Source organism: Anaerolineales bacterium, from assembly GCA_019637805.1.
GTDB lineage: Bacteria > Chloroflexota > Anaerolineae > Anaerolineales > UBA11579 > JAMCZK01.
This window is the reverse complement of the sequence record JAHBVB010000002.1, coordinates 712,441-736,989: the sequence shown is the minus strand read 5'-3', so window position 1 is coordinate 736,989 and position 24,549 is coordinate 712,441. Positions and strand designations below refer to the sequence as shown.

General features: G+C 60.9%; 21 protein-coding genes and 2 tRNA genes. 12 read left to right on the top strand and 11 right to left on the bottom strand.

All coding sequences use genetic code 11. From position 1 onward, the window contains the following. Positions 1–18 precede the first annotated feature (18 nt). From KF885_09315 to KF885_09305, 3 genes are all read left to right on the top strand, one after another. Positions 19–456, top strand: coding sequence for a DUF1801 domain-containing protein (locus KF885_09315; protein ID MBX3049356.1), 438 nt, complete (start codon positions 19–21; stop codon positions 454–456). 2 nt (positions 457–458) lie between these two features. Beyond that, positions 459–851, top strand: coding sequence for a DUF1801 domain-containing protein (locus tag KF885_09310; protein MBX3049355.1), 393 nt, complete (start codon positions 459–461; stop codon positions 849–851). A gap of 107 nt (positions 852–958) precedes the next feature. Continuing rightward, the gene (locus KF885_09305; protein MBX3049354.1) at positions 959–3,190 is read left to right on the top strand and encodes an excinuclease ABC subunit UvrA; all 2,232 of its coding nucleotides are present in this window, start codon (positions 959–961) and stop codon (positions 3,188–3,190) included. 124 nt (positions 3,191–3,314) lie between these two features. On the opposite strand, the gene KF885_09300 is transcribed toward KF885_09305, so the two are convergent. Beyond that, positions 3,315–4,328, bottom strand: a complete 1,014-nt coding sequence (locus KF885_09300; protein ID MBX3049353.1) for a hypothetical protein — start codon at positions 4,326–4,328, stop codon at positions 3,315–3,317. 182 nt (positions 4,329–4,510) lie between these two features. Further along, positions 4,511–5,839 carry a hypothetical protein gene (locus KF885_09295; protein ID MBX3049352.1) on the bottom strand — a complete coding sequence of 443 codons (1,329 nt, stop codon included), beginning with the start codon at positions 5,837–5,839 and terminating at the stop codon, positions 4,511–4,513. 79 nt (positions 5,840–5,918) lie between these two features. On the opposite strand from KF885_09295, the gene KF885_09290 reads away from it, so the two are divergent. Next, positions 5,919–5,990, top strand: a tRNA-Met gene (locus tag KF885_09290). Positions 5,991–6,095: 105 nt separating this feature from the next. Next, positions 6,096–6,458: a nitroreductase family deazaflavin-dependent oxidoreductase gene (locus tag KF885_09285; GenBank protein MBX3049351.1), complete on the top strand. Its 363-nt coding sequence runs from the start codon at positions 6,096–6,098 to the stop codon at positions 6,456–6,458. Here the strand turns inward: KF885_09285 and KF885_09280 are convergent. The 5 genes from KF885_09280 to KF885_09260 all read right to left on the bottom strand — a co-directional run bounded on the left by KF885_09280 (position 6,455) and on the right by KF885_09260 (position 11,234). Continuing rightward, the gene (locus KF885_09280) at positions 6,455–7,036 is read right to left on the bottom strand and encodes a hypothetical protein (protein MBX3049350.1); all 582 of its coding nucleotides are present in this window, start codon (positions 7,034–7,036) and stop codon (positions 6,455–6,457) included. The genes KF885_09285 and KF885_09280 overlap by 4 nt on opposite strands. 86 nt (positions 7,037–7,122) lie before the next feature. Continuing rightward, positions 7,123–7,383 carry a hypothetical protein gene (locus KF885_09275; GenBank protein MBX3049349.1) on the bottom strand — a complete coding sequence of 87 codons (261 nt, stop codon included), beginning with the start codon at positions 7,381–7,383 and terminating at the stop codon, positions 7,123–7,125. A gap of 8 nt (positions 7,384–7,391) precedes the next feature. Beyond that, positions 7,392–7,775: a vitamin K epoxide reductase family protein gene (locus tag KF885_09270; protein ID MBX3049348.1), complete on the bottom strand. Its 384-nt coding sequence runs from the start codon at positions 7,773–7,775 to the stop codon at positions 7,392–7,394. A 52-nt stretch (positions 7,776–7,827) separates the two neighbouring features. Then, a complete protein-coding gene (locus tag KF885_09265; protein MBX3049347.1) occupies positions 7,828–9,069 on the bottom strand; it encodes a molybdopterin molybdotransferase MoeA in 1,242 nt (413 codons plus the stop codon). Then, positions 9,066–11,234 (bottom strand): bifunctional (p)ppGpp synthetase/guanosine-3',5'-bis(diphosphate) 3'-pyrophosphohydrolase, encoded by a 2,169-nt coding sequence (locus tag KF885_09260; protein ID MBX3049346.1) that lies wholly within the window; start codon positions 11,232–11,234, stop codon positions 9,066–9,068. Before KF885_09260 ends, KF885_09265 begins: the two co-directional genes overlap by 4 nt. Positions 11,235–11,315: 81 nt before the next feature. On the opposite strand from KF885_09260, the gene KF885_09255 reads away from it, so the two are divergent. The 5 genes from KF885_09255 to KF885_09235 all read left to right on the top strand — a co-directional run bounded on the left by KF885_09255 (position 11,316) and on the right by KF885_09235 (position 16,357). Further along, a tRNA-Asp gene (locus KF885_09255) sits at positions 11,316–11,389 on the top strand. A gap of 91 nt (positions 11,390–11,480) precedes the next feature. Next, on the top strand, positions 11,481–12,677 hold the full coding sequence (locus KF885_09250; GenBank protein ID MBX3049345.1) for an aminomethyltransferase family protein: 1,197 nt from the start codon (positions 11,481–11,483) through the stop codon (positions 12,675–12,677). Continuing rightward, complete coding sequence (locus tag KF885_09245) at positions 12,670–14,253, top strand: NAD(P)/FAD-dependent oxidoreductase (protein MBX3049344.1); 1,584 nt, start codon at positions 12,670–12,672, stop codon at positions 14,251–14,253. The genes KF885_09250 and KF885_09245 overlap by 8 nt, the downstream gene beginning before the upstream one ends. Continuing rightward, positions 14,250–15,836 (top strand): NAD(P)/FAD-dependent oxidoreductase, encoded by a 1,587-nt coding sequence (locus KF885_09240; protein MBX3049343.1) that lies wholly within the window; start codon positions 14,250–14,252, stop codon positions 15,834–15,836. Before KF885_09245 ends, KF885_09240 begins: the two co-directional genes overlap by 4 nt. Continuing rightward, positions 15,833–16,357: a GNAT family N-acetyltransferase gene (locus KF885_09235; GenBank protein MBX3049342.1), complete on the top strand. Its 525-nt coding sequence runs from the start codon at positions 15,833–15,835 to the stop codon at positions 16,355–16,357. Before KF885_09240 ends, KF885_09235 begins: the two co-directional genes overlap by 4 nt. Here the strand turns inward: KF885_09235 and KF885_09230 are convergent. From KF885_09230 to KF885_09220, 3 genes are read right to left on the bottom strand one after another with little or no spacing between them, the layout of a single operon-like run. Beyond that, a complete protein-coding gene (locus KF885_09230; protein ID MBX3049341.1) occupies positions 16,354–18,747 on the bottom strand; it encodes an O-antigen ligase family protein in 2,394 nt (797 codons plus the stop codon). The genes KF885_09235 and KF885_09230 overlap by 4 nt on opposite strands. Continuing rightward, entirely contained in the window at positions 18,747–20,114 is a 1,368-nt protein-coding gene (locus KF885_09225; GenBank protein ID MBX3049340.1) for a sugar transferase, read from the bottom strand. The genes KF885_09230 and KF885_09225 overlap by 1 nt, the downstream gene beginning before the upstream one ends. After that, positions 20,114–20,875 carry a WecB/TagA/CpsF family glycosyltransferase gene (locus KF885_09220; GenBank protein ID MBX3049339.1) on the bottom strand — a complete coding sequence of 254 codons (762 nt, stop codon included), beginning with the start codon at positions 20,873–20,875 and terminating at the stop codon, positions 20,114–20,116. Before KF885_09220 ends, KF885_09225 begins: the two co-directional genes overlap by 1 nt. A 73-nt stretch (positions 20,876–20,948) precedes the next feature. Between KF885_09220 and KF885_09215 the strand changes: the two genes are divergently transcribed. Together KF885_09215 and KF885_09210 are read left to right on the top strand one after the other, a co-directional pair. Then, complete coding sequence (locus KF885_09215; protein MBX3049338.1) at positions 20,949–22,220, top strand: hypothetical protein; 1,272 nt, start codon at positions 20,949–20,951, stop codon at positions 22,218–22,220. Beyond that, entirely contained in the window at positions 22,217–23,404 is a 1,188-nt protein-coding gene (locus KF885_09210; GenBank protein ID MBX3049337.1) for a glycosyltransferase family 4 protein, read from the top strand. The genes KF885_09215 and KF885_09210 overlap by 4 nt, the downstream gene beginning before the upstream one ends. On the opposite strand, the gene KF885_09205 is transcribed toward KF885_09210, so the two are convergent. Continuing rightward, the gene (locus KF885_09205; GenBank protein MBX3049336.1) at positions 23,391–24,527 is read right to left on the bottom strand and encodes a citrate synthase/methylcitrate synthase; all 1,137 of its coding nucleotides are present in this window, start codon (positions 24,525–24,527) and stop codon (positions 23,391–23,393) included. The two genes, KF885_09210 and KF885_09205, sit on opposite strands and share 14 nt — an antisense overlap. Positions 24,528–24,549: the final 22 nt, after the last annotated feature.

Here is a 24,549-nt window from a genome sequence, read left to right as displayed (position 1 = left end):
AGAAGGGATGCAAATAACATGAATAAAAGCAAGAATAGTGGTTTCTCTGCCGCCGAAAAGGAGGCCATGAAGGCCCGCGCCCGAGAGCTCAAGCTGCAGGAGAAGTTTGGCAATGACAAGGCCAAGGGCGAGAAAGACGTGCTGGCCACGATTGCCAAGCTGAGCGGGCCAGACCGTGAGATGGCGGAACGCCTGCACAAGATCGTTAGTGAGACCGCGCCTGACCTGCTGCCCAAGACCATGTACGGCATGCCCGGATACGCCAACCGTGAGGGCAAGAACATTCTGTTCTTCCAGGCCGCCCAGAAGTTTGGCACTCGGCATGCCTCGTTAGGGTTTAGCGACCTGGCCAAACTGGACGACGGCAACATGTGGCCCAGCTCGTTTGGCATCGTCAAGATCGGCCCCGCAGAAGAGAAAAGGATCAAAGCGCTGATCAAGAAGGCCTTGCGGTAAGGATGGCCACAGCTTCGCAGGAAATCGACGCCATCATCCACGCGGCGGAGGCCTGGAAGGGCAAGAAACTGGCAGAGCTGCGTGAGGTGATCCGCAAGGCCCATGCAGACATCACCGAGACCGTCAAGTGGAAGAAGCCATCCAAGCCGGAGGGCGTGGCGGTGTGGGAGCACAACGGCATCCTGTGCCATGCAGATATCCTCAAAAATGCAGTGCGCATCACCTTTCATAAAGGTGTGCAGATGAAGGATCCCGACAAGCTGTTCAACACGCGGCTTGACAGCAGTGCCGTGCGCGCCATTGACTTCGGTCCTGAGGATGTGGTTAGCATGGCCGGGCTGCAGAGCCTGGTGCTGGCCGCCATCCAGCTGAACGCCGTCAAACCCAGTAAGTGAACGACCGTTTAGCTCGGGCGCTTACGCAACAGAATTTTGAGCCCACCCGCTGGTAAGCGGGTAGACTCTTTTAAACTCGCTAAAAACTCCACCAAGGACACAAAGACATGGCTCAAGCAACACAAGAATTTATTGAAATTCGGGGCGCGCGTGAAAACAATCTAAAAGATGTTTCGCTGCGCATCCCCAAGCGCCAAACCACCATCTTCACCGGCGTGTCCGGCTCAGGCAAGTCCTCGATCGTTTTCGACACCCTGGCCACGGAGGCACAGCGCCAACTGTACGAAACCTTCAGCATGTTCGTGCGCAACTTCCTGCCGCGCTACTCGCAGCCGGAAGCGGATTCGATCGAGAACCTGGGCATGGCCATCGTGGTGGACCAGAAGCGCTTGGGTGGCGGCTCACACTCCACCATGGGCACCATCACCGATATCTACACCGTGCTGCGGCTGCTCTTCTCACGGGTTGGCGAACCATTCATTGGCTATTCCAACGTGTTTTCCTTCAACGATCCGCTGGGGATGTGCCCGGAATGCAACGGCTTCGGCCGTAAACTGCAGCCCAACGCCGAGAAGATCCTGGATATGGACAAGTCGTTGAACGAAGGGCCTGTGCGCGTGCCGGGCTTTGGCAGCTGGGTAGGCCTCTATCAGGCCAGCGGTTTCTTCGATAATGACAAGAAGTTGTCGGACTACACGAAAGAGGAACTGGAGCTTTTGCTGCACGGCTCAGGCCGCAAAGTGAATATGGGCGGCTTTAATGCCACCTATGAAGGCATCCTGCTCAAGTTCAACAATTCCTATATCAAGCGCGATCTGAAAGCACTTTCGGAGCGCACTCAGAAACAGGTGGCCCCCTACCTGCACGAAGGCCTGTGCCCATCTTGCAACGGAGCCCGCCTCAACAAATCCGTGCTGAGCTGCAAGATCAATGGCTACAACATCGCCGAACTCTCGGCAATGGAGATCGGCGAGCTGATCGAAGTGATCAAAGGCATTAAGGGCGAGGTGGCCAAGCCGCTGGTGGACAACCTGCTGGAACGGCTGCAAAATGTGGTCGGCATCGGTCTGGAGTACCTGACCCTCAACCGGGAGACGGATACGCTTTCCGGCGGCGAATCGCAGCGGATCAAGATGGTCAAGCACCTCAGCAGCAGCTTGATCGATGTGATGTACATTTTCGACGAACCCAGCGTGGGCCTGCACCCGCGCGATGTACACCGCCTGAATGAGTTGCTGCAGAAGCTGCGCGACAAAGGCAACACGGTGCTGGTGGTGGAGCACGACCCGCAGGTGATCCAAATCGCCGACCACATCGTGGACGTTGGCCCGCACGCCGGCAGCCAGGGCGGCGAGATCGTCTACGAGGGCAGCTATACTGGCCTGCTCAAGGCCGATACGGTTACCGGGAAGTTTCTCAAGAAGACGCTGCCGATCAAAGCGGCATTCCGCCAAGCCAAGGGCCAGCTTAAGCTCAGCAAGGTGACGGTCAATAACCTCAAAGCGATCAGCGTGGACATCCCGGTCGGTGTGCTGACCGCCGTGACCGGCGTGGCCGGCTCCGGCAAGAGCTCGCTGATCAATCAAGCCTTTGTGGAAAGCTACTCTGAAGCGATCGTGATCGACCAGTCGGCAGTGGGCGCCAACTCGCGCTCCAACCCGGCCACCTACACCGGCATCATGGACGATGTGCGCAAAGCTTTTGCCAAAGCCAACAACGTCAACGCCGGGTTGTTCAGTTTTAACTCCAAGGGCGCCTGCGAAAACTGCCAGGGCCTGGGCGTGGTCTACACGGACTTGTCGTTCTTTGATGTGGTCAAGTCGCCCTGCGAGATCTGCGGCGGCAAGCGCTTCAAAGATGAAGTGTTGGCTTACAAGCTGAATGGCAAATCCATTGCCGATGTACTGGAGATGACCGTCAGCCAGGCGCTGGAACACTTTGAGCAGCCAGAGATCACCCGCAAGCTGCAAGCGATGAGCGACGTGGGCCTGACCTATCTGAAGCTGGGCCAGCCGCTCAACACGCTTTCCGGCGGCGAGTGCCAGCGCATCAAACTGGCCAGCGAGCTGCACAAGGAAGGCAGCATCTATGTGATGGACGAGCCCACCACCGGCCTGCACATGTCGGACACGGCCAACCTGCTGGCGATCATGAACCGCCTGGTGGACAGCGGCAACACGGTGATCGTGATCGAGCACAATATGGATGTGGTGCGCAATGCCGACTGGGTGATCGACATGGGTCCGGAAGGCGGCAGCCGCGGCGGCCAGGTGATGTTCGAAGGCACCCCGGCGGAGTTGCAAAAGGCCAAGGGGTCGATCACCAGCCAATATGTGTAACTGAAGTCGAGCATACAGGTTGTAAATCAAAACCAATCCCCGAGCGCTGCTCGGGGATTGGTTTTGATGGCGAGTGGAGATCTGAACTCGCGACGCATCGCAATGGACCAGGGCTTTCCCTCCATCAGGTTTTTGAATACCAATCCAAAACCCGCAAGGCACGCAGAGTGTTCCAATAGCTATCCGTACCGCTGGCGCCTTCCATCTCGAGGGCGACTGGATCATCGTGAATGTTTTCGCGCGGCCAGCGCCCGTTTTGGTTCTGCTTTTTCGCCACCAATTCGATGGCTTCAGCAACCCGCTCATCAGGCGTAACGCCTGCACTGCGCATGTAGTCCAATCCTCGCAGCACATCGTAGTGCCACGAAGTCGGATAAGAAAAAAGCGTCCAAGTTGGCGGCCCTTCGGTCGCGTGATCAAACGCCGGCATCTCACCGGTCGATAGTGAGCGGAGCATGCCCCGCTCCAACAGGTATTCCTCTCCCCGCTGCCGGGCGGCGGTGACGGCGGGCGAGCCGCCGGTAGCCTTCTCGTATTCCTGAAGTCCCTCAAGCACGCAAATCGTAGAGTGAAAGGAACCGCGCGTCGAACCGTTCTCTTGTTCGCAGTTCCAGCCACCATCGGCCATCTGCTCACCCAGCAGCCGCTCGACCAACGGCTGCATGTCTTCGCCGAAGTACGCTCCAATCTTCACAACCCGGCCATTCATGCAGGGCTCGACTTCGCCGGCAAAGAAGGGCTTGTGCCACCAGCTGATATCTTCGTCTTTTGGCAGTTCTTCCTGAGTAATATTCATCAGCCATTTGACATTGGCCCGGACGCGGCTTAGGGCGCGGCGGGCTTGTTCGCTCTCTGGGTCCAGCCCCATGTCGCACAAGAGCAGCAGCGTGCGCAACGTAGGATATTCAGGAATACGCACCTCTCCCGCCCAGGTGCCGTCATCGGCTTGAGCAGCCAGGATTGCGGCTCCCCAGCCTTCGCTGGCCACCTTGGCGCGCTCGGCGGCAACCGCCTCGTCGGACTCTCCGGTCAGGTCTCGCATGACTTGCCAACGGATGGCTGGATCCGAAGCCAGCAGCCAGTCTATGACCGACTTCGTTGGTTTTTGAATTAGCAATTTAGGTTTTTTAGGGTCCATTACTTTCCTCGTTACCGGGAAATAAGGGTGAGAAGAGATTCAAACCGCGCCAAGAGGTATCGCGTATTGGGCCAAAGCGAACATGTTTGCAAAAGTATAGGTTATTAAAAACCCTGAGGCAAGTAGCGGTGTGAGAATGTTCGAAGATCTACGTGCCTCTTTTGCAAATATTTACAGATCAATTATGGATTCGTCTGCGTAAAACCCCGGAAGAAAGAGTCTTGATGAAAAAGAGTTTGCCCCCAGTTAGCGTAAAATCCCATTGTTTGCCATTCTTTAAAACCTTCATGGTTTGCCCACTCTAAATAAACGCTATTTCCCGTGATTTCTGGCAGACGATTGTTTGCCAAGTCGATTATTTCTGGAATTGATTCTGACGGGTTATTCTGTGGAAGTTTATATAATTCTTCCGTTGCTATTGGTTGTTCGCCGCTTACACCATTGCCAAAGTGCTCTAGAGGGAAGTTTGGATCATAGCTATCAATAAAAACAACGGGCCTTACAACTAAAGAGCGACCAGGCTCTGCGGGTTGTGTATAGGCAAGAAAAACACTTTCAATCAAGTTAAGACGAAAGTTTGTGTATGAACCGTTTTCCTCCCAACCCCACTCAGGACCAAAGATGTAATGTAGAAACATCGAAGTTTCCCCGTCTGGCAGAAGGGTTTGTTCGGTAGCAATAATTATTTCAACCCCTTCAGGGGTTGTGGAACGATAGAAATTTGCCCAGCGATAATGAAAGGTCAAATAATGAGACTCATTGTTAAAGTTTCCTTGTCCATTTATCACACTATCGAGTGTTACCCAGTGCAGTTGATTTCCCCTCCACAATACGTAGGCAAGCCCATCTGGAGGAACAGTTCCTTCTGGAAATGGTTCAGCAGTGAGAGCTTCAGATTGTGCTAACTGCCCGCTCCACAGCGCTTCAATCGGTACTCTGGGATAGTTTTCTATTTCTCTTGGGTTGCGCTGAATTTCTGTTAAAGGGGCCCAGTAGGCGCCGTTCTCAAGGTATGTCTGGGTTACTTCGCCCTGAGTGTTGGATAGGGTAAGAAGATTTTCCATCCCCAGGCCAGAAGTTTTGGTGATGGCAAATGCTTGCTCAGGGAAAATAGTCAGCTCGCCGTTCTGCCCATATATGCTGATAGTAAGACCATCAATGCTGGAAGCAATTACATTGCCATTAGAACCGACTAACTCTATACCCCTCCCCCATTGGAAGGTATATCCCATTTCCTCGAGAGCTCTTCGATTTTTCTCAAAAGAAGCAGGCATTGTTTCTGCCGTAGGAGAAACTTCAATAACAGGAGAGGTTTCTATCGGCTCAGCTGCCTCTACTGAAGTAACCTGGACAACCACTTCTGTAGGAGCAGCTTGGCTGCACCCAGAAGCCACAAACACCAAACCCGCAAGAACAAAGAGCAGTAATCTTTTCATCAATCCCTCAAGTGAAATATAAACTGAAACCCATTTATCAGAGTATGAAATCAGGCTCGATTTCTCGCCCGACAAACGGTTGCCAACTCATGCCAAGCGGATCGCACGCGTTGACAATCAAGGGGGTACATAGTAGACTGTGCCCGCCCTAAATGGCGAGGTAGCTCAGTGGTAGAGCAGGGGACTCATAAGCCCTTGGTCGTGAGTTCAAATCTCACTCTCGCCACTAGATCCCCCGGAAATCGGGGGTCTTTTCTTAAGTTTCAGACCCAGACTCCGAGTGCAATTGCTCAAAGCAGTCAGCGGATAAATTCAAGGGTATTATGTCCGCATGACAAACGAACTGGCCGCCCTGGCCGGCGAAGAATTCGCCTACCTGACCACTCGCGGCCGGGTGAGCGGCAGCCCGCACCGCATTGAGATCTGGTTCAGCTTACAGGGCTCCACCGCCTACCTGATGTCCGGCGGCGGCGAGCAGTCGGACTGGGTGCGTAACCTTACGGCTCAGCCTGCCGTGGGCCTTGAGATCGGCAAACGACATTTTGAGGCCACGGCCCGCATCGTGAGCGATGCGAGCGAGGAACAAACCGCCCGGCAGCTGCTGGCCGCCAAGTACTACAACTGGCGCGCAGGCCGACCGTTGAACCGCTGGGCGGCCACGGCACTGCCGGTAGCGATCGAAATCAAGCTCTAGGGCGCGGGGGTCGGGGTCCAGGTTGGCACCAGGGTGCGGGAGGCCACCGGCGTAGGCGAGGCGCCTGGCTGCAGCAATTCGCTGCCCACATAACGCCAGCCCAGCAATAAGATGGAGCCCAGCAGAGCGACCAGCAGCAGGCCCAGCACCAGCTTTAGCCAGGCCGGCCGGCCGTCGGTCTGAGTGACCGGGCCGTCCATCTCATCCGGCCCAGCAATGAAAGGCGCCACACTGGCGCGCAGCTCATCGTCCGCGGAAAGCTCCGGCTGTCCCGGCTCGAAACTCAGGGCGGCAACCTCTTCGGCGCCGACGCGGGCCTTGGGCAGCATGCTGGCGCTGCGTAACTCTTTCAAGCGCGTCCGGGCGCGCTCAAAATCCGGATCGGCTTGCAAGGCCTGCAAGAGCGCGTACTGTTGGCGCTCCGGATCGTCCAGCACGTGACTGAGCAAATACCAGGCTGTGGCGTTCTTGGGCTCGGCCTGCAGGATCTTGACCAGCAGAGGACGAGCGCGAGCGGCATCGTGACTGCGCACATAGTCCAAAGCCTTTTTCAGCCGCGAGTCACTCTTTGCGCTCATGTGCAGATTATACAGGAGGAGCGCAACCGGCCAGGATCAAAAAACGGGCGGCCATCAGGCCGCCCGTTGCATGTAACGCTTAGCGCTCAGTCTTCATCGCTGAAGTCGTCGTCATCTTCCGCGTCCCAGTCATCCTCATCATCATCTTCGCCCGCCGGGCCGAAACCCGCTTCGCCCCAATCCTCTTCCAGGTCGGCATCATCGCCTCCCCAGGCTTCCGCCCCGCCATCACCCGAAGGTGAGTAGGTCAGGCAGCCTTCTTCCGGATCCAGCTCAATGGCGGCTGCGGCGCAATAGCCCTCGTCTAAAAAGACACAGTCAGCATAGTGACAACGAATGCGTGGCACGAAGACTCCTAAGCAGAGAGCTGCATGGTCTTTTGAAAACGAATGAGGGCCAGAACAAACATGATCAGCAAGACCACTGCAGAAAGCACGCAGAACGGGCAAATGGCGTGGATGACGAACAATTCCAGGTAGGTCAGGTAAGCGGAATACAGCACACCAAAGAAGGTGATGCCCAAAATGAGCACTGGCCCATTTTCTTCAAAGAACGCGTGGCGCGCTTCCAACAGCAGGATGGCGATCAACAGCAAATAGGCGCTGGCGCCCAAAACCGCAATGGGAATCCCCCACAGGTTGGAATACAGGCTGCTGTTGACGATCTCGCATTGGTCGCCAGCCACACACACGCCGTCCGAAAAAACCTTGACGTAGGTCAAGTAGAGCGAATCGATCAACCCTATGACAGCCAGACCTAACAATGCTTTTCTAAGCAACCTGCCTCCGCGCCTATAAAGGCCATACTTCCACTTGAGAGCCTGCAGAAATTTCTTTGATGCCCGCCGGGACAATCATCAGGCCTTCTGCCTGGACGAGCGAGTAAAGATTACCTGAACCCTGATGGCCTGTCAATAATATGCGCACCGTCTCTCCTTCAGGCTTAATCTTCACGCGTAGGTAGGATTCGCGGCCGTCTGAGCTGACGTCCTGGCCCATCTCAGCGTGCAGCACGCGGCGCTGCCAGGCGGGCACGCCAGCCATATGCTCCAGGGCCGGGCGCACGAAAACCTCAAAACAGGCGAAGGCCGAAGCCGGGTTGCCCGGCAGACCGATATAGGGAACGCTGGCATAATCCCCAAAGGTGAAGGGCTTGCCGGGGCGCATATTCACTTTCCAGAAGTCCAGATGACCGCGCTGCAATACCGCCTCGCGCAAAAAGTCAAAGGCGCCCACGCTGACGCCTGCCGAAGTCAAGATCAGGTCGGCGTCCTGCTCCAGGGCATGCTCCAGGTGGGCCTGCACGTCCGTCCGCTCGTCGCGCGCCACACCCAGCCAGACCACTTCGGCGCCACAGCTCTCGATCAGCGCGGAGAGCTGGAACGAATTGGTTTCATAGATCTTGCCGGGGTCCAACGGCTGGCCGGGAGCCAGCAGTTCGTCACCAGAAGAGAACAAGGCCACGCGCGGGCGGCGGTGCACGGCCAGCCTGGCCTGTCCCAGCATGGCCAGCAAGGCGGCGTCTTGCGCCCGCAGGCGGTGGCCGGCGGGCAGCAGTTCGGCGCCCGCCGCAAAGTCTTCGCCGGCAGGGCGCACGTAGTCGCCAGCGGCCACCGCCGCCTGTACCTGCACGCTGGCGGGCAGGGCCAGGCCGGCGCGCCCGCCGGGGACGTCAGTCTGCTCCACCGGCACCACGGCGTCCGCCCCAGCCGGCAGGGCCGCGCCGGTCATGATGCGCACAGTTTGGCCGGCGACGACCTGCTTCGGGAAGTCTGCGCCTGCGGGCTGGTCGCCGATAACCTGCAACTGCACGGGCGCCTCAGCCGAAGCGCCGGCCACATCCACGGCGCGCACGGCGAAGCCGTCCATGCTGGAGTTATCAAAGCGCGGAGAAGGGAACGGGGCGACAAGCGGTGCAGCCAATACCCGGCCCGCCGCATGGGCTAAAGCAATCTCCTCCGCCGGGCTCACCGGCAGGGCCGCCAGCAAACGCCGGCGCGCCTCCGCCACACTAAGCAAATCGCTGTGGTTCATCCAGGGCGCACCCGGCGGGCTTCCATGATGTTGGGCAGGGCCTCCACCCGGGAGAGCACGCGACTGAGTTGGCTGATATTGTCCACATTGAGGATCAGGTCAAAGGTGGCTTCATTGCGCTGGCTGACTTCGACCTTGACCTGGCTCATGCTGATGCCTTCATCAGCGATCACCGTGGAAACATCGCGCATCAACCCGTCACGGTCGTAGGCAAAAATGCGCACGGCCACGGGATAGGTGGACTTGGGCTCGCCCCAGGACACCTGGACCAGCCGCTCGCGGTCTCGAATACGCAGCATATTGGGGCAATCCCGGCGGTGAATGGTGGCGCCCCGGCCGCGGGTGATGTAGCCCACGATCTCGTCGCCCGGCACCGGTTTGCAGCACTTGCCGAACTGGGTCAGCAAGCCTTTGAGGCCCAGCACATTGACCGCATCGCCGCCCACCTGCGGGATGCTGCTGGCGGCGGGCACCAGTTCCGGCGTCCTGTCTTCGCGCTCCAGGTTGAGCCGGTTGATCAGCCGGCCCATGGAGATGTCGCCCGTGCCGAGGGCTTCGAACATGTCCACCGCATGGCGGAAGCCGGCCTCTTTGGCCAAGTCTTCCAAGTCCGGCTCGACAATGCCCAGGCGGCGTAATTCACGCTCAAAATGCGAGCGGCCATTGGCCACGTTCTGCTCCTGAGCCTGGCGTTTGAACCAATGGCGCACCTTGGCACGGGCGCGCTCAGTGTTCAACAGGCGCAGGTTGGCGTTGAGCCAGTCCCGGCTGGGGCCGCCGCGCTTGGTGGTCAGGATCTCCACCTGATCGCCGGTCTTGAGCTGACAATCCAGCGCCACCAGCTTGCCGTTGATCTTGGCGCCCCGGCAGCGGTGGCCTACATCGGTGTGCACATGATAGGCAAAGTCGATCGGCGTGGCGCCGGCCGGCAGGTCAATAATGTCGCCGCGCGGGGTGAAAGCATATACGCGGTCGCTGAAGACATCCGTCTTCATGGTGTCCACAAACTGACTGGCGTCGTCCACATCCTGCATCCAGTCCATCAGCTGGCGCAGCCAAACCACGCGGCGTTCGTATTCCTGGTCCTGCGGGCGGCCTTCTTTGTAGCGCCAGTGTGCGGCAATGCCGTACTCCGCCTGCTCGTGCATTTCCGGCGTACGGATCTGCACTTCCAGCGGGCGGCCGTCGTCATAAATTACGGCGGTGTGCAGCGACTGGTAGAAATTGTCCTTCGGCGCGGCGATGTAGTCGTCAAATTCGCCCGGCACCGGGCGCCAGTGCGTGTGGATCAGGCCCAGGATCTGGTAGCAGGAGGGCACATCTGGCACGATGATGCGCACGGCGCGCAGGTCCATCAAATTTTCGATGCCAACTGCCTTGCGGCGCATCTTGTTGTAGATCGAATACAAGTGCTTGGGGCGGCCGCTGACTTCCGCCTTGATGCCTTCCTGCGCCACCATTTCTTTCAGACGATCGACAATGCTGTCCAGTTGTTTTTCGCGAGAAGAACGGCGATCAGCCAGGCTGGCAGCAATCTGTTTGTAGGTCTCTGGGTCAGAATGGCGGAAGGCCAGGTCCTCCAGCTCCCACTTGAGCTGCCAGATGCCCAAACGATTGGCCAGCGGGGCGAAAATATCCAATGTCTGCCGGGCAATCCGGCGGCGCTTCTCCTCGGGCATGTGGCCCAGGGTGCGCATGTTGTGCAAGCGGTCGGCCAGCTTAATCAGCACCACGCGCACATCTTCGCCCATGGCCAGGAAGGTCTTGCGCAAGGTTTCCGAAGCCAGGTCAGCCCCGCGGCTGCGGTCTTCGGCGCCATTGGCGCCGGCGCCTACCCGCGAGACACGCGGCAAGTGGCTAAGCTTGGTGACGCCGTCGACCAGTTTGGCGATCTCCTCGCCAAATTCCTTGCGCAGATTATCGAGCGTGACGTCGGTATCTTCCACCGTATCATGCAAAAGTCCCGCGGCGATGACCACCGGCGGGACGTGTAGTTCGGCAAGAATGATGGCGACCGCCAAACAATGATTGACGTAGGGCTCGCCCGAAAGACGCATCTGCCCTTCGTGCGCTTGCGCCGCAAAGCGATAAGCGCGCTGCAGCAAATCCTGGTCTGCAGGCGTGTAACGAGCGGGCAGCGCTTCAAGCAGATTGGCAATTTCCATCGTTCTGGCTAGTATAACGATATTTGAATCAATTGCTTTGCTTGACCATGATATTCCCGTATGGTAGACTCTCGTGCCGTTGGTCCCGTAGTGTAGCGGTTTAACACGCTGCCCTGTCAAGGCAGAGATCGCGGGTTCAAATCCCGTCGGGACCGCTGATGAAAGCATAACCCCAGCAAAGGCTGGGGTTTTTGTTTTTTTAATCGCCCGCAATTTCGCATCCTGATTTATGATGGGCGGCAGTCTATGCCCATCCCCAGTCCACTACACTCACGCACGGCCGCACTGTGCCACACACACGAATGGCGTGACTGGTCCGGCTACCTGGCCGCCGGGACCTACCAGACCAGCCACGAAGTGGAATACTTCGCCGTGCGCAACGCCGCCGGCCTGCTGGACGCCTCCCCACTGTACAAATATGAACTGCGCGGGCCTGATGCAGCCCGCCTGGCAAACCGTTTGCTGACCCGGGACGTGAGCAAATGCAAGATCGGCCAGATGCTGTATTCGCCCTGGTGCGATGAAGACGGCTACGTGATCGACGACGGCACCTTAGGCCGCCTGGGCAAGGACCATTACCGGCTGACCGCCGCCGACCCCAGCCTGCGCTGGCTGCAAGACGTGGGCTACGGCCTGGACGTGGAATTGCGCGACGTGTCCACCGAATTGGCCGCTCTGGCGCTGCAAGGACCGAACAGCCGGGCGCTCCTCCAAGAGATCTTCCCCGACCTGCCGCTGAACGGCTTGCGTTATTACTGGCTGCTGCAAACCGAGTTTGAAGGCAAGCCTCTGACGATCACGCGCACCGGCTACACTGGCGACCTGGGCTACGAGCTGTGGCTGCCGGCTGAGCTGACCCCCAAACTGTGGGACCGCCTGATGGAAGTCGGGAGCCGTTATGGACTGCACCCGCTGGGCCTGGCGGCGCTGGATATGCTGCGCATTGAGGCTGGGCTGATCCTGATCGAGGTGGACTATACCTCCAGCTTGCATGCCCACATCCCAGCCCAAAAGTCCACGCCCTACGAGATCGGCCTGGGCTGGGCCGTGACCGAAGGCAAAGCTGACTTCATCGGCCAGCGCGCCCTGCGGGCGCACAAGCAGCCCGCCAAACAGTTGGTGGGGCTGAAGGTAAGCTGGCCCGCAATGGAGCGAGAGTTCGGCAAAGTGGGTCTGCCGCCGCAGGTCGCCGGACGTTCCTCACGCATCCCGGTGCCGGTTTATGCCAGTGGCAAGCATGTCGGCCAGGCCACCAGCCTGGTCTTCAGCCCAATCCTCAAGACCTACATTGCGTTGGCCACGGTGGACAGCGCCTATGCCCAACCGGGCACGACGCTGGATATTGAGATCACCGTGGAGTATGTACGCCGCCAGGCAGGCGCCCAGGTGGTCAAGCCGCCCTTCTACAACCCGCCCCAGAAAAAGGCAGTTGCCGATGGCTAAGCGCTACGACGCCATCATCATTGGCGGCGGACACAACGGTCTGACCACCGCAGCCTACCTGGCTCGCGCCGGCCTGAGCGTGCTGCTGCTGGAGCAGCGCCCGCTGTTGGGCGGCGCCACCGTCAGCGAAGAGATCTACCCCGGCTTTAAATACAGTGTGTTCTCCTACGTGGTCAGCCTGCTGCGCCCGGAGATCATCCGCGACCTGCAGCTGCCCAAGCACGGCCTGACCATCCTGCCGTTGGAGAGCACCATCACGCCCCTGCCGGATGGCCGCTATATCTATCGTGGGCCGGACTCGCACGAGACCTTCCGCAATATTTCGCAGTTCTCGCCGCGCGATGCCGAGGCCTATCGCGAATACGGCCAGGCCATGTACCAAATGGCCAAGGCAGTCAAATACATTCTGGGCATCCGCCCGCCAGACCCGACCTCATTTCACCCGCGTGAGCTGCTGGCTCTGCTCAAGCTGGGCCAGCATTTCCTCGGCCTGGGCGAGGAGAACATCTACACGCTGGCCAAACTGATGACGATGAGTTCGGCCGATTTCCTCGAAGAGTGGTTCGAGACCGACCCGCTGATCGCCACGCTCTCGGCCAGCGGCATCATTGGCACCTTTTTGGGGCCGCGCTCGCCGGGCAGCGCCTATGTGCTGCTGCACCACTACATGGGCGAGATCGACGGCGTGTTCCGCGCCTGGGGCTTCCAGAAAGGCGGCACCGGGGGCGTGGCCGAGGCGCTGGCCTCCTCGGCCCGCAGCCTGGGCGCCGAGATCCGCACCGACGCCCCAGTGGCGGCGGTGCTCAACCGCAACGGCCGCGCCACAGGCGTAGTCCTGCAAAGCGGCGAAGAGATCGAAGCCGGCTTGGTGGTCTCCAGCCTGGATCCCAAGCTGACCTTCCTCAAGCTGGTCGACCCCGAACAGCTGCCGGGCGACCTGGTCACGGCAGTGCGCAATTTCGACACCTATGGCTCCTCCGGCAAGGTCAACCTGGCGCTGGATGGTGTACCCGACCTAAGCTGCCTGCCCGGCAACGGCCCGCACCTGCGCGGCGCCATCTCGATCAGCCCCAGCGTCGATTACATTGAGCGTGCCTACGACGACGCCAAATATGGGCGTTTTTCACGCCGGCCGTATATTGACATCATTCTGCCTTCGATGATCGACCCGGGTATGGCCCCTCCGGGCAAGCACGTCATGTCCTGCTTCGTGCAATACGCCCCTTACGACCTGGCCGAAGGCACTTGGGACGACCAGCGTGAAGCCTTTGGCGATGCAGTGGTCGACACCCTTTCCGAGTACATTCCCAACCTCAAACAACTGATCCTGCATCGCCAGGTGCTCAGCCCCTGGGATATCGAGCGCACGATCGGCATGACCGGCGGCAACATCTTTCAGGGTGAGCTGAGCCTGTCGCAACTGCTCTTCTTGCGCCCGGCGCCTGGGTACGCCCAGTACCGCACACCCATCCAGGGCTACTACCAGTGCGGCTCAGCCACGCACCCCGGCGGCGGCATCTCCGGCGCGCCGGGCCAACTGGCGGCCTTCGAGATCCTCAAGGACTTGCACAAATGAGCCGCAGCGTAGACGTGATCGTGATTGGCGGCGGCCACAACGGCTTGAGCGCGGCGGCTTGGCTAGCCAAAACCGGCCGGCGAGTGTTGCTGCTGGAGGCCCGTCCCAGTCTGGGCGGCGCGGCGGCCACCGAGGAGCTTTTCCCCGGCTTTCACTTCAACACCGGCGCGCCGGACGCCGGCTTGTTTCACCCAGGGCTGGCCGGCGAGTTGGGCCTGCACAAGCATGGTTTGGAATTCATTGAAAATGATGTGGCGGCCTTCGCCCCGCTGGCGGATGGCCGCGGCCTGACCCTGTGGCGTGACGCAGAGCGCAGCGCCATGGAAATCGCAGCCTTCTCGGCTGATGACGCCCGTGCCTTCCTGCCCTTTTATCAGCGCACCCAGCGCTTTGCGGCGGTGCTGGGCAAGATGGCCGCTCTGCAGCCCTTCGCCCTCAAAGCCAACAGCCTTAAGGTCCTGGCGGGCTGGGGCCGGCTGGCCCTAAGCCTACGCGGGCTGGGCGGGCGTGACATGATGGAATTCTTGCGCGTGCTGCCGATGAGCGCCGCGCAATACCTCAACGAACATTTTGAGACTGAGGCCCTTAAAGGTTTGCTGGCCTACCCCAGCACGATCGGGTTGATGCAAGGCCCGCGCGCCTCCGGAACGGCTTTTATGATGCTGTACCAGCAGATGGGTCAAGCCAACAGCGGCTACCGCAGCAGCCTGCTGCCGCGCGGCGGCGTGGGCCGCCTGAGCGCCGCGCTGGCCGCGACCGCTCAGGCGCACGGCGCCGAGCTGCGCACCAGTGCCCCGGTAGCGACCATCCTGTGCGAGGATGGCCGCGCGGTGGGCGTACGCCTGGGCGATGGCGAGGAGATCCGCGCCAAGATCGTGCTCTCCAGCGCCGACCCGCGGCGCACCTTCCTGGGCCTGGTGGGCGGCCCGCAGCTGACGCCGCGCTTTAGCCGCAGGCTGCGCAGCCTCAAACTGCGCGGCAGCACAGCCAGCGTGCACCTGGCGCTTAGCGGGCTGCCAGACTTTCCGGCGGCGGCCGGCGATGCCAACCGCCTCAAAGGCGCCATCGTCATCTCGCCCAGCCTGGACTATGCCGAGCAGGCCTACGACGACGCCAAACATGGCCGCAGTGCCGGGCGGCCCGTACTGGAAGCGCGCATCCCCAGCCTGCTGGACCCCAGCCTGGCGCCCAGCGGGCAGCATACGCTGTCCGTCTTGGTGCGTTACGCGCCCTACAAGCTGGCCCAGGGGGATTGGGAGTCCGAAGGCGGGCGACTGGGCGACCTGGCGGTAGAGACACTGGCGCAGCATGCCCCGAACCTCAAAGCGCAGATCACGCAGCAGGCGGTGATCACCCCGCTGGACTACGAACGCACTTATGGATTGACTGAGGGCAGTGAAATGCACGGCCAAATGGGTCTGGACCAACTGTTGCTGATGCGCCCCACCCCCGGCTTTATTGGCTACCGCTCCCCGATTGAAGGCTTGTATGTGTGCGGTGCCGGTGGCCACCCCGGCGGTGGCCTGACCGGTTTGCCCGGATGGCTGGCCGCCGGCCAGGCGGCACGAGAAATGAGCGGATGACTCCTGAACCCCAAATTGCCCTGCGGCCTTATGGGGAAGGCGACTTTGAACTGCTGCAGGCAACCTTGGGCGACCCGGAAATGACCCGGTTCCTGGGCGGCCCGGAAAGCGCTGAGAAGCTCCAGCAACGGCACGAGCGCTATCTGGCTCTCAGAAATTCCGAGTGGGAGCGCATGTTCGTCATCCTGGCTGGAGCGCAACGCGCAGCGGCCGGCACCATAGGCTATTGGGAACATGAGCATCAGGGAGAAGCGGCCTGGGAGACTGGCTGGTCTGTCTTGCCTGCCTTTCAGCAACAAGGTCTGGCGACCAGGGCCACCCTGGCGGTGATAGACCTGCTGCGAGCCGATGGGCGCCGCCGTTCTGTGTATGCCTTCCCAACAGTGGAAAACCTGGCGTCAAATGCCATCTGCCGGAAGGCCGGTTTTACGCTTGAAGGCGTTAGCGACTACGAATACCCCAAAGGGAATCCCATCCGCTGCAATATTTGGCGGCTGGATTTACAGGCTAACAAATCTTAGGGCAGGTAACCGGCCAACGCCGTGCGTACCTGGGCGGACTTAATCTCATTCCCACTCTTTTCATACAATTCAGCCAAGACCAGCAAGCGTTGGGCGACCAGCGGGCTGACATCGGCGCGCTCCAGCCAGGGCAGCAGTTCGTTCGGAAAGGCGCGGCGCTGAAAAGCAAACCAGAAGTACGGCGACCAGTTCGACGAACCCCAGCCATAGGTGTCATAGGCTGTGATCGACGCGAAAGCGGCTTCGTAGCGCAGCAAGGCCAGTTCTGCATCGCCTCGTTGGGTGGCGATCTCGGCCGCCAGCAGAATGGCCTCTACCTTGGATTGGTTGCGGGTGGTTTGCACCCATAAAGCTGCGTTCAAGTAGCCTTGCGCCATCTCCAGGTCGCCTTCGGCCATGGCCAACTCGGCCAAGCCTACATACACCAGCACTTCCTGATCATTCAGGCTGAACGCCAGCCCCAGGGCATCGGCGGCCGCGGCCGGGTCACCGGCCGCTACAGCTGCCCGGCCCAGCGCAGCGGCCTCCCTGGCCGGGGTGTGGATGTTGCCGGGCGCAACCGCGTCCGAGCCGGCCAGCGCCTGCTGGCGCAAAGCGCTGCCCTGCCAGAAGAGACTGTCCCTCAAGTCGGAATTGAAGTACAGCGCCTGCTGGTAAGCGCTTAGCGCTTCTTTCTCCCCCAAGCTTTCTTCATATACAGCCTGGGTCAACCAAAACTGCCAGGCTTCCAGAGATTGCCGTGTGGCTATACGCATCTGGATGAGCGCCGCCGAGGGGTCGCCGGCGGCCCAGTGTATCGCGGCCAGGTTGGCGTAGTTCAGCCCGTGCACCGGCTCAAGGGCGATCCCCTGGCGGTAGCTTTCAATGGCGGCCGCAAAATTACCGGCCTGCGCCTGGGCATAGCCCGCCTGCAGCCAGTAGGCCGCCAGCCCCGGGTCGGTAGCCGCCGCGGCGGCCATTTGCTGCGCGGCAGCCGGCCAGTCACCTTCCCGGCCCAGCTGCCAGGCGACGTCAGCCAACGCATGCGCTCGCAAGGCGTACAGGCTGAACCCAGCGGCCAGCAAGCCGGGCAGCAGCAGCCAAGCGGGATGCCAGCTGGGCTGCTGACGGTCCGGCTGGCGGGGACCAGCCAGCGCAAAGGCCATCAGCGCCATGCTGACCAAGCCGGCTGAGGCAAAGGCGAAGAAGTCGTCCACGATCGAATGGATTGCCAACCCAGCCAGCCCGGCCAGGGCGGCTGCCCAGCGCGCCCGCCCGGCTTCTTCCTGGCCCTGCCAGGCATTCCAGGCGCGGCGGGCAAAGCTGAAGCCAAGCACGGCCAAAGTCAACAAACCCAGCCAGCCGCTCTCTGCCAGGGTGTGGAAGTACAGGCTGTGGGCATGGAAGTACGGCCGCCCGGGCGGCATGGACCAGACGCCCATCAAATATGTCGGATAGAGACCCTGCCCGGCGCCGGTCAGCGGGTCCGAGGCCAGCGCGTTGCGCGCCGCCTGCCAATACACATCACGCGAGGTCAGCACCGGGCCGTGGGTGGTATCGCCCTGGAAGCTGAGCATGCGCCAGGCAAACAGCCCAGCGGCCAGCGCCAGCAACAGCACCAGACCCGCTAGAAGCCATTTACGCCCCCACAGCGCAGCCCAAACGCGCTGCGCCAGGCCATACGCCGCCGGTGAGACACGCCACACCCACAGGACGGCCAGAACCAAAATACAAGCGCCAAAACCGAGCAAGGCGCCGCGCGAATCGGTCAGATAGAGCATGCCCAAGCTCACCAGGATCAAGAGGCTGAGCAAAGCACGCCACAACCGGCCGGAGAGCATCCAGCGCACGAGCAACAAAGGCAGCAGCAAGTTAATACATGCCGCCAGAAGATTGGGGTCGCCCAGCAAACTGCTCACCCGCTGGGCAAAGGCTGGCACGAACTGCAGCCCCGCCAGCATGCGCCAACCCTGCCACATCTGCCACCATTCCAGGCTGCCGGAGAGCAAAACCAAGCCCAGGGCGGCGAACAAAGCCAGTTCCAGATCACGCGCCGGCCAGCCGCGCCGCAGCAGGTCAAGTACCAGGCAGAACACCGCGAAATAGGTCCACCAGGTGACCAGATGCGGCAGGCTGCGGCGCACATCCTCGGAGAATGCGGCCGCCAGCAGTTGGGCCAGCAGAAACGCCAGCCAGGCCCACTCCAGCCCGCCGGCTGCCAGGCGCTGGCGGTGCAGCAGCCGCCACAGCAGCCAGCCACCCAAGACGGCGATAGCCAGCCCGCTGAGCATGACCTGCAAGCGAAAGTCGACCAAGGCCCCGAAGCCGCCGCCAGCCACCAGGGCCAGCGCGGCGGCCAGGATCAAAAAGGTCTGCCGGCCCAAAAACGTCCAGTCCAACTTGCTCTGCATCAAAACGCCCCCCGCCCGCCCAGCACGGCCCAAAAGGTGCGCAACAAGATGAGCACATCCAGCGCTACGGAATAGTTCTGCACGTAATACAGATCTTCCTCCGTATGCAAGTGCATCGGTTTGTCGCTGCGCCCATTAACCTGCCACCAGCCGGTCATGCCCTGGGGCACGGCAAAACGTTTGCGCTGCCAGGGTTGGTAATTCTCGACCAGCTCCGGCAGTTCCGGCCGCGGCCCTACCAGGCTCATCTCGCCTTTGAAGACATTTAATAGCTGCGGCAGCTCGTCCAGGCTGGTGCGGCGCAGCCAGCGGCCGACCGGTGTGACGCGCGGGTCATCGGCCTGTTTGTGGGCGCCGTTGGGCAGCTTGCCGGCGTCCACGCGCATGCTGCGGAATTTGACCATGCGGAACAAGCGGCCATTCTCACCCACCCGCGTCTGGTGCAGCAGAGCGGGGCCGCCGTCCTGCAAACGCACGGCCAACGCGCACAACACCATCAGCGGCAAAGTCAGCGGCGCGCTGAGCAGCACCAACGCCACATCAAAAGCGCGCTTGAACAGGCGCTGGGAATCATTGAGCGCCGGGGCGCGCAGGTCCAGCATGGGCAGGCCGGCAAAGTCTTCCACCTGGGCCCGGTGTAGCGCCAGCGAGAAATAGTCGGGGATCACCCAGGTGCGCAGGGGCTGGTCGTGCAGCTCGGCCAGCAAGCCGCCAATCTGCTCATATTCGGCGGAAGGCAAAGCGATCACCACATCATCGACCTGCTGGCTGTCTACCACTTGGCGCGCCTGCTGCAAACGGCCAAGCACTTCCTCTGCCTGTGAGTCGGCCAGGTAGCCGATAAAGTGCAAGCCCAGCCCAGCGTGCTGCGCCAGTTGGGCGCGCACCCGCTGGCCAAGCTCCCCAGCGCCCACCACCAGCACGCGCCGCTCGGCGACGCGGAAGCCGCGCCAGCGCTGCAGGGCGCGCCAAACCAGGCGCCACAGCAGCAGGCTGGCGAAGGCCAGCAAGACGAAAGCGACGAACAGCAGACGCGAAACATCGCGAAACGAAAGATAGAGCAAACCTGCGCTGGCCACCCCGGCCAGCAGACCCGCCAGGGTCAGGCTGCTCAGTTCGGTGAACAGGCGCAGATTGTGGCGGCCATCGTACAAATCAAAGAGGAGCAGCACGCCCAGCCAGATCAGCGGGAAAGCCAGATACAAGAGGTCGGGCACAAGCACATCGCCCTCAGCCAGCGGCTGGGCAAAACCCAACCCGCTGAGCGCCGGGCGCAACTGCTCCGCCGCGAACAAAGCCAGAGCCACCAATAGTGCATCCAGCGCCATCGAAAACAAGGCGAAGTTGACCGAAAAGCGGCGCAGCATCAGGCCGGCTCCTCAAAGCGCAAAAGGCCCAGCTTCTGGCCTAGCGCCAAGCAGACAAACAAAGGGTATTCGGCATAGCGCCGCCACAGACGGCGCGGTTCGCTGAGCAAGCGGAAGAGCCATTCCAAGCCGGCCTGCTGCATCCAGGCTGGAGCCTGCGGTTTGGCGCCGCTCAGGAAGTCGAACGCGGCACCCACGCCGACCAGCCAGCTGGCCTGCAGCCGCGGTTGGACGGCGGCCATCCAGCGTTCCTGGCGCGGGCTGCCCAGCGCCACCCAAACGATATCCGCCTGGCTCGCATTCAAGTCAGCCAGAAGTTGCTCCTCAGCCGCAGGCCCCAGTTCGCCAAACGGCGGGCTGAGCGCGGCGACGATCTGCAGGCCAGGGTAGTCTGCCTGCAGCCTGGCGACCAGCGCCTGGCTGACCCGCGGGGAGCCGCCCAGCAAGGCGTGCCGCCAACCGGCGCCCAAGCCGCGTTGGCAGGCGGCCCGCAGCAGGTCCGGGCCGTAGACCCGGCCGGCTTGGGCGCCCAGCCCGCGCAAGAACCACACAGTGCCCATGCCATCCGGCACAACCAGCGCGGCTGCATTGAATACGGCGCGCAAGGCGGGCTCACGCCGGGCGGCCATCAGGTTGTGCGCCGGGGCCAGCAACACCAGGCCGCCGCGGCGTGCCGCGAGGCCAGCCGCGATCTGCTCCAAGGTGCCCGGCAGGTCGATGGCGTTCACAGCTACGCCGAGGAGTTTCACTTTTGGCTGCATCCCACAGAAATTATAGGCTTGGATTGCAATTTGCAAGCCGCGGAAGCATGGTACAAACAGCCCAGAGGCATCCTTGGCAAAATTCCCGGCCATTTCCCCAAAAATCCAGCTCTGGTTGCAACGCGGCACCTGGAGCCTGGCCGATCAGTGGCTATTCTCCGGGGCCAACTTCATTGCCAATATCTTACTGGCGCGGTGGCTGCAGCCAGAGGCATTTGGCGCATTTGCCTTGAGCTTTGCCATTTTCCTGTTCTTTGGGGCGGTTCACACCGCCGTACTCAGCGACCCGATGCTAATTTTCGCCGCGGGCCGCTTCCGTGCTCATCAGGGAGCATATTTGCGCTTTCTGCTCAGAGGCCATTTGGGGTTCAGCCTGCTGGCCACAGCGTTGCTGGGCCTAGCTGCGGGGGCGGCGCACTACACAGGCCTGGCAACACTGGCCCAAGCTCTGCTGGGGGCTTGCCTTGCCGGGCCTTGGATCCTGTCAGCCTGGCTTGTGCGCCGCGCCTTTTACTTGCAAGGCCAGGCCCGGCAAGCCGCCCTGGCTAGTTTGCTTTTTGCATTTTGCCTGCTGGCCGGGCTGTGGACCAGCCAGCAAAATGCACAGCTCACACCCTTAGCGGCCTACTTATGGATGGGTGCCTCCAGCCTGTTGATCTGCCTGCTCTTCGGGAAAAAAGTCTTCCCCATTCCCAACCAGACGATACTCGCACTGAATCCGAGCGAGTTGTGGGCGGCCCAGTGGGGCTACGCCCGTTGGTCAGCGGGGACCGCGGTGCTTATCTGGGTGCCGCTCAACGTATTCTTCCTCTTACCATACATAGATGGATTGCAAGGGCCAGCTGCGTTACGCGCCATCAGCAATACACTGACGCCCCTCATGCAAAGCACTATGGCAATCACTACGCTCACATTACCGCAATTGGCGAAAACCTATAGCGAGTCAGGCTCCCAGCCTGTCCTACACGCCACCCAACGCTTCCTGGGCGGCTTTGTTGGCCTGGCCGCGTTGTACTGGCTGCTGCTCGCCGGGCTGCACGAACCCATCTTTCGACTGCTATACGTCGACCAGTATCACCAGGCAAGCCGATTGCTGCTCTTCGCTGGGGCGGTGCCACTGCTGTTCGGGGTCGTCGCACTGTTGGAAAATAGCCTGCGCGCCATGGAGCGCCCGCGGCAAGTCATGCAGGGGTATTTGATCGCCGCGCTGCTGGCGGTTAGCTTGGGCACAGGGCTAACCCTGAGCTACGGCATTGCCGGCGCGCTGATCGGCCAGGCGCTAGCATTTGCGGCGGCCGCCCTCTTCCTCTATAGAGATCTGCAGACCGTGGACAAAGCAATATGAAGATCCTGGCAGTGCACAACTATTACCAGTTGCCCGGCGGCGAAGACACAGCCTATGAGCGTGAAGTCGCCTTGCTGCGGCAACACGGCCATCAGGTCATCACCTATGAACGCAGCAATCAAGAAGTGCAACAGATGGGCTTGCTGGCAAAGGCAGGCATCCCAGCGCGCATGACTTGGTCCGTCCAGGCTGCCCGACAAATTCGCGAGATCGTGCAGCAAGAGAGACCACAACTGGCCCATTTTCACAACACGCATTTTATGATCTCGCCAGCCGCCTACTATGCCTGTGCAGCCGAAGGCGTGCCCGTAGTGCAATCTCTGGACAACCCGCGCCTGATCTGCCCAGCAGCCAGCCTGTACCGCCAGGGGCGGGTATGCCAGGATTGTATGAACAAAACCCTGGCCTGGCCGGGCATTCTTCACGCGTGCTACCGCGATTCGCGCAGCCAAACTGCGGCCGTAGCGACCATGCTAACCAGCCATAAGCTGCTCAAAACCTGGAAACGCAGGGTCGCCGCCTTTTTTGTGGCGACCCAGTTCTATAGAGACATGTTCATTGAAGCCGGACTGGCCGCGGACAAGTTGCTGATCAAACCGCATTTTGTCTCGCCAGACCCGCAGATCCGCAGCCCAGGCCAGGGCGACTACGCCTTATTCATTGGCCGGCTGGATCCCGAAAAGGGCATCGCCACGTTGCTGCGCGCCTGGGAGCATCTGCCAGAGATCCCGCTGAGCGTGCGCGGCAGCGGCCCCCTGCTGCCCCAGGTGCAATTGGCCGCCGCCGACAATCCAAACATCCAGTTGGTTGAGCGGCTCTCGGAAGCCGAGCTGATCGAACTTATCAAAGGCGCCCGTTTTTTGGTGTGGCCTTCTGAGGGGTTTTATGAAACCTTTGGTTTTGTGGCCGCAGAGGCGCTGGCCTGCGGTGTGCCCGTGTTGGCATCCAGCCACGGGGTAATGGCCGAGATGATCCAAGACGGTGTTAATGGCTTGCACGTCCAGCCGGGAAATGCCAAAGACCTGGCAAATAAAGTACGCTGGGCATGGGAGAATCCGGCCCATATGGCCACACTGGGCTTAAAAGCCAGGCGCGTATACGAAGAGCGATACGCGCCTGACAAGAACTATGAATTGCTGATGGAAGCTTACGCCACAGTGCTGGCCAAATCTAGCGCTGGCTAACCTCAACCCATGCACGGTTATCATCGCCGATGAACTCCGATTGCGGGCGGATGATGCGGGCGTTCTCGCGCTGCTCGAAGCAGTGCGCCAGCCAGCCGCCCACCCGGCCCACGGCAAAGGTGGGCGTAAAGCAGGGCACGGAGAAGCCCAGGCCGTGCAGCAATAGCGCCGTGTAAAACTCCACGTTGGTTTGCAGGTTGCGGCCGGGCTTGTGCTCCTCCAACACGCGGATGGCGATCTTCTCGACCTCTTCCACCAAATGGTACAGCTGCATATCGCCATCGGCTTCATAGAATTCACGCGCCGCCTTGGCCAACACGTCGGCACGCGGGTCACGCACCTTGTAGACACGGTGGCCGAAGCCCATCAGGCGCTCGCCGGCATCCAGCTTCTTGCGCAGCACTTCTTCGGCGCGGCTGACCTCGCCGATCTCGAAAACCATGTCCAGCGCCGGGCCGGGCGCGCCGCCGTGCAGCGGGCCTTTCAGCGCGCCAATCGCGCCGACAATCGCCGAGACGAAATCCGAGCCGGTGGAGGCGATCACGCGTGCTGTGAAGGTCGAAGCGTTGAGGCCATGGTCGATGACGGTGTTCAAATAGGTTTCCAAGCCGCGGGCACGCGCCGCACTGGGCGCCTGACCCTCGAGCATGTACAGATAATTGGCCGCATGCGCCAGTTTGGGGTCCGGCGACAGCGGCTCTTGGCCGTTGCGCAGGCGCCAGGCGGCGGCCACAATCGTGGGTGTGGCGGCCAGCAGCCGCTTCGCCAGCCACTCATCGCTGTCCTGCGCATCAGTTTCAGTGCCCAGCACGCCTGTGGCTACACGCAACGCATCCATCATGTCCAGATCTTTGTGGGCAATGGAACGCAATAGATCCAGCGCGGCGGCCGGCAGGCTGCGCAGCGCGGCCAGCTCAGCAGTGAAAGTCTGCAGGTCAATTTCTGTTGGTAACTGGCCGTACCACAACTGGTAGACCATTTCTTCGTAACTAGCTTTATCGGCAATCGTTTCTAATTTGAATCCGCCGATGACCAATTCCCCCGCCAAACCATCCACTTTGCTCATCCGGGTCTGGGCGGCTACCACGCCCTCCAGCCCCGGCACATAAGTATTCTGCGACATACCTGCTCCTAAACCTCTGATG